The organism is Leisingera sp. ANG1 (genome assembly GCF_000203975.2).
Classification (GTDB): Bacteria; Pseudomonadota; Alphaproteobacteria; order Rhodobacterales; family Rhodobacteraceae; genus Leisingera.
The window spans coordinates 953,634-966,662 of sequence record NZ_AFCF02000001.1; the positions used below are offsets into that span (position 1 = coordinate 953,634).

A 13,029-nucleotide genomic window follows, 5' to 3' on the forward strand; every position below is an offset into this window, starting at 1 on the left:
GCTCAGAAGCCGCGCCCTGTGGGGTGCGCCTTGTAGACCTCGACCACTTTCTTGACCGCCTCTTCCGGGGACAACTCCTCGCTCTCGCCGGTGCGGCGGGAGGTCAGCTCCACCACGCCATTCTTCAGCCCGCGCGGGCCGACGGTGATGCGCCAGGGCAGACCGATCAGGTCCATGGTGGCGAACTTGCCGCCCGCACGCTCGTTGCGGTCATCATAAAGCGGGTCCAGGCCAGCCGCGGTCAGCGCCGCATAGAGCTGGTTGCAGGCGGCATCCGCCTCGTCGTCGCCCTGCTTGAGGTTGACGATGCCGCAGTGGAACGGGGTCACGCCCTCGGGCCAGATGATGCCCTTGTCGTCGTGGCTGGCCTCGATGATCGCACCCAGCAGGCGCGAGACGCCGATACCGTGGGAGCCCATGTGGACCGGCACGTTCTTGCCGTCGGGGCCCTGCACGGTGGCGCCCATCGCGTCGGAATACTTGGTGCCGAAATAGAAGATCTGGCCGACCTCGATGCCGCGGGCCACCTGGCGGCGCTCCTCGGGGATCTGGTTGAACAGGGCTTCGTCGTGGGTCTCGTCGGTGCGGGCGTATTTGGAGGTGAACTCCTCCAGCACGCTCTGGCACTGCTCGACGCTGTCATAGTCGATCTCGCGGTCGCCGAAGGTCAGATCGGTGACGGCGCTGTCATAGAACACCTCGGACTCGCCGGTGTCTGCCAGCACCAGGAATTCATGGGTGTCATCGCCGCCGATCGGGCCAGAGTCGGCGCGCATCGGGATCGCCTGCAGCCCCATCCGCTCATAGGTGCGCAGGTAGCTTACCAGGTGGCGGTTGTAGGCGTGCAGCGCGTCCTCTTTGGTGAGGTCGAAGTTGTAGCCGTCCTTCATATAGAATTCGCGGCCGCGCATCACGCCGAAACGCGGGCGGATCTCGTCGCGGAACTTCCACTGGATCTGGTACATGGTCAGCGGCAGGTCCTTGTAGCTGCTGACATGGGCGCGGAAGATGTCGGTGATCAGCTCTTCGGCGGTGGGGGTGAACAGCATGTCGCGGTCATGCCGGTCCTTCACCCGCAGCATTTCCTGGCCGTAAGCCTCATAGCGGCCCGACTCGCGCCACAGGTCGGCGGACTGCATGGTCGGCATCTGCATCGGGATATGGCCCGCGCGGATCTGCTCGTCATGCACGATGCTTTCGATCTTCTTCAGCACCTTGAAGCCCAAGGGCAGCCAGGAATAGATCCCGGCGGCGGATTGCTTGATCATCCCGGCGCGCAGCATCAGCCGGTGGCTGACGATCTGGGCTTCCGAGGGGTTCTCTTTCAGAACCGGCAGAAAATAGCGGGACAGGCGCATCTTGGCTCCATCGGTGATGTGGGTTCGAGTTCCCGCCCGGTTTAGTGGGTGATGGGGGTGCGGGCAAGGGTGGAGAGAATGCCCGCAATAAAGAACTTGCGGCATTCCGGCAGGGCTCAGTCTTGAATACCCAATAGTTCTGTTACTACACCGGTCGCATAAACTTTGCGGCCCGCGACGCAGTAGAAATTTGTCCCAACTGAAATGCGCTGACGGTGGTAGCTAACCATCTCCCTGACAACGATAGTCATGAGCGCGTCCTTTATTCCTGAGAGGGGTTCGGTATCAGGGAACGGAACTCCATCTTCATCCAAAAAAATCGGATGGATCATGTAGATTTCATCAGTTGGGCTATCTTCCCCATATCTGAAGTCCCATCGAAGTTTGTTGAAGGCAGGGACAGAGCTCCCGCCCTGTTCTGCGGTCAGAATGGAGATTTCGGCCTTAAAATCAGGCTCATGTGAAAGGAGTTTGTACATGGCCGGCAGGCTATGAGAGACCGAAACACGTTGCAAGATCAGCCCGGTTCATCCTCGAGAACGCCAGACCAAAACCAAGTAGCTAATACTGCAAATGGCCCGGGCCTGACCTTGGGCGGGCGCGAATGCGCCAGACCGGGGGGAAGGTCAGGCGCAGGCCGTGCGGCTGACGCCACACGTCCCAAAAGAAAACCACGGGCGCCGGAACGCCCGCAGAAGTTTCACCTAGGCTTTGCCGTAGCCTTACATCTTCGCCCGCTCAGCCCGCAGCGCCAGCCACAGGCAGTAGCACATCATCAGCACCACCAGCGTGAACGGGATGCCGGTTGAGACCGCCGCGCCCTGCAGCGCTGACAGTCCGCCGCCGAGCAGGAGTGCAATCGCGACCAGCCCCTCCAGCGTGCACCAGAACACCCGCTGGATCACCGGGGCGTCCATCTTGCCGCCAGCGGTGATCGTGTCGATCACCAGCGAACCGGAGTCCGATGAGGTCACGAAGAAGATCACGATCAGCACCAGCGAGATCGGTGCCACGATCGAGTACAAAGGCAGCTCCTTCAGGAAGCCGAACAGCGCGCCCTCGGGCTTGTAGCTGTCGATCACTGTCGCCTTGACGCCCTCGGCGCCGCCGGCGTTCAGCATGTCGATGGCGCCGCCGCCAAAGGTCGACATCCACAGCGCGCAAACGGCAGTGGGGGCGATCAGCGCGCAGAGCACAAACTCGCGCACGGTGCGGCCCTTGGAGATGCGGGCGATGAACATGCCGACAAAGGGCGACCAGGCAATCCACCAGGCCCAATAGAAGGTGGTCCAGCCGTGGAAGTAGCTGGTGTCCTCGCGCCCGAACGGGTTGGAGAGCGCCGGAAGCAGCTGAACATAGTCCACCATCACACTGAAATAACGGGCAATTGCGGTGCCGATGCCGGTCACAAGGATCACAAAGATGAACAGCGCCACCGCCATCACCATGTTGATTTCCGACAGCCGTTTGACACCGGCATCCATGCCCATCAGCACCGAGCCCAGCGCAATCGCGGTGATGCCGATGATCAAGAGCACGACAACCGTCGGGCTGGGTTCGATCCCGAACACCTCATAAAGGCCGGCCGCAACCTGCTGCGCGCCAAGGCCTAAGGAGGTGGTCAGCCCGAACAGCGTGGCAAAGACCGCCAGCGTATCAATGGCATGGCCCCACCAGCCCCAGACCCGCTCGCCCAGGATCGGATAAAACGCGGAGCGCAGGGTCAGCGGCAGATCGAGGTTGTAGCAGAAGATCGCCAGCGACAGGCCGACAGCGGCATAAACCGCCCAGCCCTCCAGCCCCCAGTGGTGGATGGTGCCGACAATGCCGATGTACTCATTGCCCGGCTCATTGATGTCGATCCCCAGCGGCCGCGCCGCGCCGCCTTCTGAGAAGTTGTAGTAGACCGGCTCAAGCACGCCGAAGAACAAGAGGCCGATACCGATGCCGGCCGCGAACATCATCGCAATCCACCCGGCATAGGAATAATCCGGCTTGGCATCCTTGCCGCCGATCCGGACAGAGCCGACCGGCAGGACGATCAGCGCCAGGCAGAACAGGGTGATGGCGTCCACCGACAGGACCAGAAACCAGTCGAAGGTGCTGGTCAGCCAGGGCCGCAGCCAGCCGAAGAAGGCCGCCGCAGCCTCCTGGTTGGCAAGCGCAATCAGCACAAATGCCGCGATCAGGATACTGGAAATCAGGAAGACAGGATTATGGATGTCCAGGCCGAACGGCCGGATGTTGTCCTGTCCCAGCTCATACTCTGTCTCGAAGTCCCAGACCCTCGGGTCGGGATCGAGCATTTTCTTTGTTTCAGGCATGACGCCTCCCCTTGTACTCGTTAACTCTCCTGCAAGTGTCGCATTAAATTCGGAAATCTCCTAATTTGCGCCGCAAACCCTCCCTGGGGCCGGTATGCGCCCTGCTCTCAGCATGATGTCGCTTTTGCCGCATTCTGGCGCAAAGGAACTTGAATCGCCGTTCAAGATTCGAAAGTGTTAGCGGAAACGCCAAACACGGCGGCACGACTTAGGGAGAGAGACGTGGCCAAAACAATTACCGAACCGGCCCGCGAGATACCGGTGATCCATGAAACAGAGGTGCTGGTCGTGGGCTCCGGCCCTGGCGGGCTGGCAGCAGCGCTGGCGGCAGCGCGGGCGGGCGTCGAGGTCACGCTGATGGACCGCTTCGGCTGCTTCGGCGGCAATATCACCACCGTGGGGGTCGAGGGCTTTGCCTGGTACCGGCACGAGGAAACGGTAGAGGCCGGCGGCATCGGCTGGGAATTCGAGGAACGCGCCAAGGCGATGGGCGCGGCGGTGCCCGAAAGCCAGTCGCTGTCTTATGAGCTGGACAGCGAGGGCTTCAAGCTGGTCGCTGATAAGCTGGTCGAGGAAGCGGGCATCCACCCGATGCTGCACCGGGTCTTTGTGGCCCCGATCCGCGAGGGCAGCCGGATCACCGGCGTGATCGTCGAAAGCAAGGCAGGCCGCGAGGCTGTGCTGGCGAAACGGGTGATCGACGCCACCGGCGACGCCGACATTGCCCATATGATGGGCGCGCCTTGCATCAAGACCCCGGTGGAGCAGATGCAGGCGGCCAGCGTGATGTTCAACATCGCCGGCGTCGACAAGCAGAAGTTCATGGAAGGTGTGAAGGCCGATCCGCAGACCTATGCCAATTGGTCGACCGGCGAATGGCAGGTGGAGACCTCAGGGAAAGAGGATGAGATGTTCTCCCCCTTCCTGGCCAAACCGTTTTCACAGGCCATCCGCGACGGGGTGATCCCGGCGCATCTGAACACCATCGGCGGCACCTGGGGCGCGGTGCATGACTCAGGCGAGATGACCTATATGAACCTGGTGCATCTGGCGGGCATCGACGGCACCGACCCTGACAGCATGACAAAGGGCGAGATCGAGGGCCGCAAGCAGGCGATGCACGCCATCGACGCCCTGCGCACCTATACGCCCGGCTGCGAGGGCGCGCGTCTGCGGAACTTCGGCATGACCATCGGCATCCGCGACACCCGCAAGATCGACGCGCATCACAACATCACCGAGGATGAGACCCGCAACCAGGGCCGCTTTGAGGACACTATCGGCATCTACCCGGAATTCATCGACGGCTACGGGGTGCTGATCCTGCCCACCACCGGGCGATACATGCAGATCCCCTACCGCTCGATGCTGCCCAAGGGGGTTCAGGGCCTTCTGGTGACCGGCCGCGCCATCGGCGGCGACAAGATCGCCCATGCCGCCACCCGCAACATGGCCTGCTGCGCTGTCGCCGGTCAGGGCGCGGGCATTGCCGCCGCGCTGTCGGTCAAATCGGGCTGCGAATTTGACGCGGTGGATATCTCCGCGGTGCAGGCAGAGCTGAAGCGCCAGGGGGTGCGGATCCACTGATGCAGATGATCCCCACCATCGACATCACGCCGCTGCGGGAGGATAGCCACCCGCAGCACCAGCAGACCGTTGCCGCCATTCTGGCCGCGGCTGAGGACATCGGCTTTCTGTCGATCACCGGCACCGGCGTGGCGCAGGAAACGGTGGAGGCCGTGCGGAACGCGGTGCGCGCGATCTTTGCCGTGGATGAGAAATCCAAGTGGGATCAGGCGATTACGCGGGAGAATTACCGCGGCTATATCCCGATGGGGTTCTTCACACCAAACGATGGCAGCGGCACGGCGGACAAATACGAGGGTTATAAACTGCACCATGAGGTGGCAGCAGGTGATCCCATCCGTGCCGCCTGTCCGCTCTACGGTCCCAACCGCTGGCCGCTTGAGGTGCCGGAAGCGCGCGAGGTGATCCTGGGCTACTGGTCCCAGCTGGACGGTGTCTTTCACCTGCTGCTGGGCGCGCTGGCAGAGGGGCTGGGGCTGGACCCGGCGGCGTTTCAGGACCCGTTTGAGAAACCGCTCACCAACATGAGCCTGCTGCATTACCCGCCACAGGCGCCGGAGGAGGAAGGGTTCGGCATCCACCCGCATAAGGACACCGACGCGCTGACCATCATCGCGCCGGACCCGGTGGGCGGTCTGGAGGTACAGACAAGGGACGGCGGCTGGATCACCCCCGACTGCCCGCCCGGCGGCTTTGTGGTGAACATCGGCGACATGCTGGAGCTGTGGTCCGGCGGGCGGCTGGTCTCCACCCCGCACCGGGTGGTGAACAAATCCGGGCGGGAGCGCTACTCCTTCCCCTATTTCGCGGTGCCGCGCCATGACGTGGTGGTGCAGCCGCTGCTGCCGCCGGTTGAAGGCTTCGACCGGCCTTCGGTGCATTGCGGCCATTGGTCGGCGGAGATCTGGCGCACCAACTGGCCGGATGAGAACGCGGGCGAAGACACGCCTGAGCTGGGCACGATTCACAGCTGAAGGAACGCCCCGCCCCACAGGGGGCGGAGCGCCCGCCCACACTGAGAGGGCGGGCGCTGCCCAGCCTGCGGCCGGGCGCAACATTTCCTTAACTTGCCCCCGGCCTTTTCCGCCTTATCCCCGCCTTGCCCACAGGGGAATCGCCCTGCCCCCTTGCAAGCCCCTGCCCCATCAGGAAAGACTGGCGCCAGGAACCTGATGCAAACGGACCAGAGGCGGCACGCGGACCATGGCCTTACCGGCAAAACAGCAGCTGAAATACTGGGGCATTGCCGCCATCGTCTTTGCGGTGGTGATGTGGGCGCTTGGCAATGTGCTGATGCCCTTCATCCTCGGCGCCGCCATCGCCTATATGATTGACCCCGTCGCCGACCGGCTGGAGGCCTGGGGCATGAGCCGCACTGGCGCCACCGCCACGATCACGGTGGGCACGCTGCTGATCTTCCTGCTGCTGCTGGTGGTCGTGGTGCCGACGCTGATTGCGCAGATGATCGACCTGGCCCAGGTGCTGCCGCAGCTGGTGCGCGACGCACGCACCTTTGCGATTGAGCATTTCCCCTCGATCTTCGAGGAGAACAGCCGCATTCACCAAGCGGTGACCTCCTTTGCGCAGACGCTGCAATCACGCGCGGTGGAGGTGCTGCAATCGGTGCTGGGCGGGGCGGCGTCCTTCCTCAACATCGTGATCCTGCTGGTGATCGTGCCGGTAGTGGCGGTCTATCTGCTCTTGGACTGGGACCGGATGGTCGCCCGCATTGATGAGCTGCTGCCGCGCGACCATCAGCCGGTGATCCGCCGCATCGCCGGCGAGATCGACGCGGTGCTGGCGTCCTTCATCCGCGGCATGGGCACCGTCTGCCTGATCCTTGGCACCTATTACGCGGTGGCGCTGATGCTGGTGGGGCTGAACTTTGGCCTTGCCGTCGGCTTCATCGCCGGTCTTGTCACCTTCATCCCATACCTCGGCGCCCTCATTGGCGGCGCGCTGGCCATTGGCCTGGCGCTGTTCCAGTTCTGGGGCGACTGGGTGTCTATCGGGCTGGTTGCCGCGGTCTTTGCCATCGGCCAGGTGGCAGAGGGCAACTTCCTGACCCCCAAGCTGGTGGGCGGCTCTGTCGGCCTGCATCCGGTGTGGCTGCTGCTGGCATTGTCAGTGTTCGGGGCGCTGTTCGGCTTTGTCGGCATGCTGGTTGCCGTGCCTGTCGCCGCGGCGCTGGGGGTGATCGCCCGCTTCCTGACCGAACAGTACCTGGACAGCCGCCTGTATCAGGGCCAGAGCCATCCCACTGCTGTCAAGCGGGACGCGGGCGCGGAGTAAACCGATGGCACAGCAGCTGAGTTTTGATCTCCCGGCGAAACCGGCGCTGGGGCGGGAGGATTTCTTTGTCGCGCCTTCCAACGCGATGGCCGTCGCCCTGCTGGACCCGCAGTTCGCCTGGCCCAGCGGCAAGCTGGTGCTGACCGGCCCCAAGGGCGCGGGCAAGACCCATCTGGCGCATGTCTGGGCCAGCCAGACCGGCGCCCGCATCCTCCCCGCCGCAGGCCTGAGCGAACAGATGGTGCCGGAGCTGGCGCAAGGCCCGGTGGTGGTCGAGGACGTCCCGCAGATCGCGGATGATCCAGAGCAGCAGAACGCCCTGTTCCATCTGCATAATCTGGTGCTGGCGCAGGGCCATTCGCTAGTGATGACCGGGCGCGGCGCGCCGAACCTCTGGGGGCTGACGCTGCCCGACCTGCAAAGCCGGGTGCAGGCCGCCACCCATGCCGAACTGCAGCCGCCCGACGACCAGCTGCTGGCAGTGGTGCTGGCCAAGCTGTTCAACGACCGCCAGATCACCCCGAAACCGGATGTGATTCCCTATCTGGTGGCGCATATGGACCGCTCCTTTGCCGCCGCGGCGCAGATCGTGCGGCGGCTGGACCAGCTGTCGCTGGCGGAAAAACGCAGCCTGACCCGGCCCCTGGCGGTGCGGGCGCTGTCTGAAGTGCGCGAAGAGGCCGCAGAAAATGACGCATCCGCAAGCGGTTGACCGCTGCCCGCCCATGCCCCATCCTGACCGCGGATCGCAAGACGGAGCCCTCATGAACCTGTCCCAGGACCCCGCCGCCGCTGCCACCGCCGCCGCAACTGATTGGGGCCCTTTCGGGCGTCCGATCTTTGATGACCCCAAAGCCCGGGCGCTGTCGCGGGTGGGGGTGGTCGATGTCGGCTCCAACTCGGTCCGCCTGGTGGTGTTTGACGGCGCCGCCCGCAGCCCGGCCTATTTCTACAACGAGAAGATCATGTGCGCGCTGGGGGCCGGGCTGTCCGAAAGCGGCCGCCTGAACCCCGAGGGCCGCGCCCGCGCCCTGTCGGCGCTGCGCCGGTTCCAGCATCTGGCCCAGGGCATGGGGCTGCCGCCGCTGTCAGCCATTGCCACAGCGGCGGTGCGCGAAGCGGAAGACGGGCCGGAGTTCTGCGACGAGGTGCTGCGCGAGACCGGGCTGAAAATCCACATCATTGACGGCCGCGAAGAGGCGCGTCTGTCGGCACAGGGCGTGCTTCTGGGCTGGCCCGGCGCCTATGGGCTGGTCTGCGACATCGGCGGCTCCTCGATGGAACTGGCGGAGATCCAGGAGAACTCCGTCGGCCGCCGGGTGACGTCCTCGCTTGGACCCTTGAAACTGCGCGACGTCAAGGGCGGGCGCAGGGGCCGCAAGGAACACATCAAGGAAGTGATCGAACGGCTGAAGGGCGAAATGGGCCCGCAGCGCGACCGTCTGTTCCTGGTCGGCGGCAGCTGGCGGGCGATTGCCCGCATCGACATGCACCGGCGCGGCTACCCTTTGAAGGTGCTGCATGAATACCGGATGTCCGCCAAGGACGTGCGCGAAACCGCCCGCTTTATCGAGACCAGCGATCTGGACAAGCTGCGCGGCGCCTGCGGGGTTTCCTCCAGCCGGATGTCGCTGGTGCCCTATGCGATCGACGTGCTGACCCGGCTCGTGAAGACCTTCAAACCCAAGGATATTGCAGTCTCCAGTTATGGCATCCGCGAGGGCCTGCTGTACGAACAGATGCCGCAGCGGCTGCGCGCCCGCGACCCGCTGGTCGAGGCCTCCCGTTTTGCCGAGATGAAGGACGCGCGCGTCCCTGGCTTCGGCAAGACGCTTTATGATTTCGTAAGCCCGATCTTCAGCGGCGCGAGGCACAGCAAGCGGCGGCTGGTCAAGGCGGCCTGCCTGCTGCATGACGTCAGCTGGCGGGCGCATCCCGACTACCGCGCCGAGGTCTGTTTCGACAACGCCACCCGCGCCAACCTGGGCGGGCTCAAACATTCCGAACGGGTGTTCCTGGGCTTGGCGCTCTTGCACCGCTACAGCAACAAGCGGCACGGCAGCTCTTTCGAGTATCTCTATGATCTGTTGGACGAAAAGGGCCAGCACGAGGCGGAGGTGCTGGGCAAGGCGATGCGGTTCGGCGCGATGCTGATGGTGACCGGCAACGGCGACATCGGGTCTTTGCGCTGGCAGCCGCGCAAGCGGGTGCTGCATGTGGATCTGCCGGACACCGCACGGCCGCTGTACGGCGAGGTGGCGGAGTCGCGGCTGAAGTCGCTGGCCAAGGCGCTGGATGCGGAGATTGACCTGCGCTTTGTCAAACCCGCACCGGAACCCGAGCCGGAACAGGCGCAAGAATAATGAGCGCGGGGCGTCAGATTTCGGTGACGCCCTCGTCCTCACCCTTGTCTTCCTTGGCGGGCGCGTTGTCCTTGGGCTTTTTGCGGATGATGATGTCGCCGTTGGGCAGGATTTCCGGCAGCTCATAGGCGCTCCAGTCCTCCACCTCCTTGGCGATCTCCGCCAGCGCAGGCCCCATCTCTGCCAGGAAGGCACCCATCGAGGGGCCGATCTCCTCCATCATGCCCTGCAGGTCCTCAAGCGCCGGCGCCATTTCCTGGCGCAACCCTTCCCAGAACAGCTCCGCCCCGCGCTCCATCAGCGAGGGGCCGGTCCCCTCCTCTTCCGCTTCCTGGGCGGAAAGCGGCGCGGACATCAGGGCAAGGAGGGCGGCAGGCAGGATGAGGTGTTTCATGGGGCTAATATAGAGGCCTGATGCGGGGTGTAACAGGGGAAGACTGCAGGATTGGCGGCAACTTAACTGTTGCCTGCCGGCCGGGGTGGCAACTACCCTGTTTGACGCAAACCTCTGCCGGGGATCGTCAGATCAGGAGGCAAGTAACGATGGGAGCTCCAAAAACCGAAGACAAGGCCGCGGACAAGAAAGACGATACCAAGAAGCTGACCGATGAGCTGGCCAAAACCGTGCGTGAACGGGCCGGCAAACTGGTTCCGAAACTGAACGCAGCCTTTACCAAAGCCCGGAAGGAAGCGGTCAAGCAGGCCAAGGCCGAGCTGGAAAAGAAGGCCAAGAAGGAGGCCAAAGGCGGCAAGCCGGACGCCAAGGAACTGGCCAAGAAGAAAGCCGAGCTGGAAAAGCGCATTCCCAGCTTCAGCGCGGCGATCAGCGACAATGTCGAAAGCAGCGGGCTCAGAACTGCCAATGAGCAGGCCTATTACGCGATCAAGGGCTGGTCCAGCACCTGCTCCTCCGCCCATATGCGGCGCGCTGCGATCCATGTTCCGGTCACTGCGACACGGGCCGGGAAGTCGAAAACCGTCCCGCACAAGAAGACCAACCTGCTCAAATTTTTCCCAGCGAAATATTCCCACGCCGATCATCTCGACGAGAAGAAGGAGGTCTGGGGGATCATGTCCTATTCGGACTTTGCCAAGGAATGGGCCGATGCGGTCAAAAGCGCCAAACTGGCAAACTGGGCCGGAACCAAGCCGAACCTGGCGCCGGATGATCCCTGGCATGTGGAATTGCCCCGCAAGGCAGTGAAGGGGGGCGTCGGCAAGGGCGACGTCGTCAAGAAAACCCGCCCCGGGCGCAGCGATACAGAGGTCAAGGCCTGCGTGGAGAATTACGCGAACTACGTCGCCCTGACAGAGGGCCTGGCCAAGGGCAAGAAGCTGAAGCGGAATTCTGAAATCGAGTCGAACTACAAATCCCTGTTCGACAAGAAGTTCAAGGCGGCCAAGGCCAAGGTCGATGAAGAACGCAAGAAGGCCAAGGAGCAGGCCGAAAAGGATGCCAAGGCCGAAGCCAAGGACAAGAAGCCCGACAAGAAAGCCATTAAGGCCAAGACCGATGAAGCAACCAAGAAGCTGGACGCTGATCTGGAAAAACGGGCGAAGAAGCTGGTCAACAAGATCAACCCCGACCCAAGCCGCTTCAAGCTGGAGAAGTAAGGCCGGCGCGCATTTGGCACCGGCCTTCTGTGGAACGCAGTTGGGGCACTCCGCCGTTTTGCAGCGGATGAGGCCCCGCAGCGTTCAGATGCAGGGCTTCTGCGCTTAGCCGTACGCGGAGGTGTCCCACATCGCGGGCTGCATGAACTCAGGGATCGCCTTTGTCCTGCCGCTCAGCTTTGCGACTGTTCCGGCGGTCAGCTCCAGCGCCATCCAGGATTCCGGCATGGTCAGCAGATCCGGGTACGGTGTCTGCTTGTCCGTCGGGACAAAGCCGTAGCGGGGATAGAATGCGGGGACGCCCAGCACGAACACTGCGTCAAAGCCCGCGGACTTTAGGTGCGCGATGCTGTTTTCCATCAGCTCCTTGCCGACGCCATGGCCCTGAAACTCCGGCAACACGCCGCAGGGCGCGAGCAGGCAGCATTTTGCGTCCGGGTGGTCCTCAAAAACGAAGGGCGTGAACAGCACGTTGCCCGCGGTCTTGCCATCGCGGCTGACACTGATTGAGATGGTGTCCGGGTGATCAAGGAAGATTTCTGCAAGCTTTGCGATCTCCGGCCCTTCGTCCGGGCCGAAAGCACGGCGGTGAACGTCGATGATGTTTTCTTTTTCCATGTTGTCCATTTCTGGTCTCCTTTGGATGAATGGTGTGGCCGCCCCGCGCGGGGGACGGCCTGTTGAAGGGTGGTCAGGCACCGGGCATCGCCATCTTCCGGCTCACCTGTCCGGAGGGTTCGTGCAGCCCCTCCCCGGCAAACTCGAAGCCGTAGCGTTCGTAGAACGGCCGCCCGATGGTGTTGTCGCGAAAGACCTCGACCTTCAGCGGCCCTTTCAGAGCCACCGCATGATCAACCAGCGCCCTGCCGTATCCCCGGCCGTGTCTGGACGGCTCCAGAAACAGGCCGCCGATTTCATTGCCAATGAGGGCAATGAAACCGATGACGGTGCCTGCTTCCTCCAGCACCCAGGTTTCCGCGTTTGGCAGATAGATGCTGCGCATGGCCTGCTGCACCTCTGCCACGAAGTCCGGGCTGAGGAACGGATGCGCGAGCGCGTTGGCCCTTTGCCAGACGGCAATCACCGCATCCGTGTCATCGGCATGATAGGGGCGGATAGAGAACGTGTTATCTGTCATCTTCTTCTGTCCTATCGCTGGTTCATTTGGGCGCGCACGGATTGGTTCCCTAAATGCGTGATGCGATAGGGGTGGCCGTTCTTCGACTTGATGAAGCGCTTGTCCTTGAGGCGCTTGAACACGTCCATCGTGCAGGCTGAGAAGACAAAGCCGTCGCGTGTATAACACTGGACGGAGTGCACTTTGCCGTTGTCGCCGCGCGCGTATTTAATCTCGCCGCCCAGGGCGAGTTCATGCAAAACACGTTGCTCGTGCTTTGAGATGTTCATTGGGATGTCTCGATTTTATGAAAGCACAGAAACAGGATCACTCAGCGTCAGCGCGTGAGTGTGCCTATCTTTGCGGGTGTTCCT

General features: G+C 63.0%; 13 protein-coding genes. 6 read left to right on the top strand and 7 right to left on the bottom strand.

Annotated elements, in window-relative coordinates; translation table 11 throughout:
- Positions 1 to 2 precede the first annotated feature (2 nt).
- The 3 genes from proS to GC1_RS04755 all read right to left on the bottom strand — a co-directional run bounded on the left by proS (position 3) and on the right by GC1_RS04755 (position 3,682).
- On the bottom strand, positions 3 to 1,358 hold the full coding sequence (gene proS, locus GC1_RS04745) for a proline--tRNA ligase (RefSeq protein ID WP_019295662.1): 1,356 nt from the start codon (positions 1,356 to 1,358) through the stop codon (positions 3 to 5).
- A gap of 116 nt (positions 1,359 to 1,474) precedes the next feature.
- Entirely contained in the window at positions 1,475 to 1,837 is a 363-nt protein-coding gene (locus GC1_RS04750) for a hypothetical protein (RefSeq protein ID WP_019295663.1), read from the bottom strand.
- Between the two features lie 243 nt (positions 1,838 to 2,080).
- Entirely contained in the window at positions 2,081 to 3,682 is a 1,602-nt protein-coding gene (locus GC1_RS04755; protein ID WP_019295664.1) for a BCCT family transporter, read from the bottom strand.
- 222 nt (positions 3,683 to 3,904) lie between these two features.
- Here GC1_RS04755 and GC1_RS04760 point away from each other — a divergent pair, with 222 nt between their 5' ends.
- The 5 genes from GC1_RS04760 to GC1_RS04780 all read left to right on the top strand — a co-directional run bounded on the left by GC1_RS04760 (position 3,905) and on the right by GC1_RS04780 (position 9,924).
- The gene (locus GC1_RS04760; protein ID WP_019295665.1) at positions 3,905 to 5,269 is read left to right on the top strand and encodes an FAD-dependent oxidoreductase; all 1,365 of its coding nucleotides are present in this window, start codon (positions 3,905 to 3,907) and stop codon (positions 5,267 to 5,269) included.
- A complete protein-coding gene (locus GC1_RS04765) occupies positions 5,269 to 6,243 on the top strand; it encodes an isopenicillin N synthase family dioxygenase (protein ID WP_019295666.1) in 975 nt (324 codons plus the stop codon). The genes GC1_RS04760 and GC1_RS04765 overlap by 1 nt, the downstream gene beginning before the upstream one ends.
- A 229-nt stretch (positions 6,244 to 6,472) precedes the next feature.
- Positions 6,473 to 7,561, top strand: a complete 1,089-nt coding sequence (locus GC1_RS04770; RefSeq protein ID WP_019295667.1) for an AI-2E family transporter — start codon at positions 6,473 to 6,475, stop codon at positions 7,559 to 7,561.
- Positions 7,562 to 7,565: 4 nt separating this feature from the next.
- The gene (locus GC1_RS04775) at positions 7,566 to 8,273 is read left to right on the top strand and encodes an HdaA/DnaA family protein (RefSeq protein ID WP_019295668.1); all 708 of its coding nucleotides are present in this window, start codon (positions 7,566 to 7,568) and stop codon (positions 8,271 to 8,273) included.
- Positions 8,274 to 8,325: 52 nt separating this feature from the next.
- Positions 8,326 to 9,924, top strand: a complete 1,599-nt coding sequence (locus tag GC1_RS04780; protein WP_019295669.1) for a Ppx/GppA family phosphatase — start codon at positions 8,326 to 8,328, stop codon at positions 9,922 to 9,924.
- Positions 9,925 to 9,937: 13 nt separating this feature from the next.
- Here GC1_RS04780 and GC1_RS04785 read toward each other — a convergent pair whose 3' ends face one another.
- The gene (locus GC1_RS04785) at positions 9,938 to 10,318 is read right to left on the bottom strand and encodes a hypothetical protein (protein ID WP_019295670.1); all 381 of its coding nucleotides are present in this window, start codon (positions 10,316 to 10,318) and stop codon (positions 9,938 to 9,940) included.
- Positions 10,319 to 10,467: 149 nt separating this feature from the next.
- On the opposite strand from GC1_RS04785, the gene GC1_RS04790 reads away from it, so the two are divergent.
- Positions 10,468 to 11,538 (top strand): hypothetical protein, encoded by a 1,071-nt coding sequence (locus tag GC1_RS04790; RefSeq protein WP_019295671.1) that lies wholly within the window; start codon positions 10,468 to 10,470, stop codon positions 11,536 to 11,538.
- Positions 11,539 to 11,643: 105 nt separating this feature from the next.
- Here the strand turns inward: GC1_RS04790 and GC1_RS04795 are convergent, their stop codons facing one another.
- From GC1_RS04795 to GC1_RS04805, 3 genes are all read right to left on the bottom strand, one after another.
- Complete coding sequence (locus GC1_RS04795) at positions 11,644 to 12,165, bottom strand: GNAT family N-acetyltransferase (RefSeq protein WP_019295672.1); 522 nt, start codon at positions 12,163 to 12,165, stop codon at positions 11,644 to 11,646.
- Positions 12,166 to 12,229: 64 nt separating this feature from the next.
- Positions 12,230 to 12,676 carry a GNAT family N-acetyltransferase gene (locus GC1_RS04800; protein WP_019295673.1) on the bottom strand — a complete coding sequence of 149 codons (447 nt, stop codon included), beginning with the start codon at positions 12,674 to 12,676 and terminating at the stop codon, positions 12,230 to 12,232.
- Between the two features lie 11 nt (positions 12,677 to 12,687).
- Positions 12,688 to 12,945 (bottom strand): YjhX family toxin, encoded by a 258-nt coding sequence (locus tag GC1_RS04805; protein WP_019295674.1) that lies wholly within the window; start codon positions 12,943 to 12,945, stop codon positions 12,688 to 12,690.
- Positions 12,946 to 13,029 lie beyond the last annotated feature (84 nt).

Bases quoted from the DNA above. Each gene is read 5' to 3' on its own strand.
- proS (WP_019295662.1), bottom strand. From the start codon at position 1,358: ATGCGCCTGTCCCGCTATTTTCTGCCGGTTCTGAAAGAGAACCCCTCG.
- GC1_RS04750 (WP_019295663.1), bottom strand. From the start codon at position 1,837: ATGTACAAACTCCTTTCACATGAGCCTGATTTTAAGGCCGAAATCTCC.
- GC1_RS04755 (WP_019295664.1), bottom strand. From the start codon at position 3,682: ATGCCTGAAACAAAGAAAATGCTCGATCCCGACCCGAGGGTCTGGGAC.
- GC1_RS04765 (WP_019295666.1), top strand. From the start codon at position 5,269: ATGCAGATGATCCCCACCATCGACATCACGCCGCTGCGGGAGGATAGC.
- GC1_RS04770 (WP_019295667.1), top strand. From the start codon at position 6,473: ATGGCCTTACCGGCAAAACAGCAGCTGAAATACTGGGGCATTGCCGCC.
- GC1_RS04775 (WP_019295668.1), top strand. From the start codon at position 7,566: ATGGCACAGCAGCTGAGTTTTGATCTCCCGGCGAAACCGGCGCTGGGG.
- GC1_RS04780 (WP_019295669.1), top strand. From the start codon at position 8,326: ATGAACCTGTCCCAGGACCCCGCCGCCGCTGCCACCGCCGCCGCAACT.
- GC1_RS04785 (WP_019295670.1), bottom strand. From the start codon at position 10,318: ATGAAACACCTCATCCTGCCTGCCGCCCTCCTTGCCCTGATGTCCGCG.
- GC1_RS04790 (WP_019295671.1), top strand. From the start codon at position 10,468: ATGGGAGCTCCAAAAACCGAAGACAAGGCCGCGGACAAGAAAGACGAT.
- GC1_RS04795 (WP_019295672.1), bottom strand. From the start codon at position 12,165: ATGGACAACATGGAAAAAGAAAACATCATCGACGTTCACCGCCGTGCT.
- GC1_RS04800 (WP_019295673.1), bottom strand. From the start codon at position 12,676: ATGACAGATAACACGTTCTCTATCCGCCCCTATCATGCCGATGACACG.
- GC1_RS04805 (WP_019295674.1), bottom strand. From the start codon at position 12,945: ATGAACATCTCAAAGCACGAGCAACGTGTTTTGCATGAACTCGCCCTG.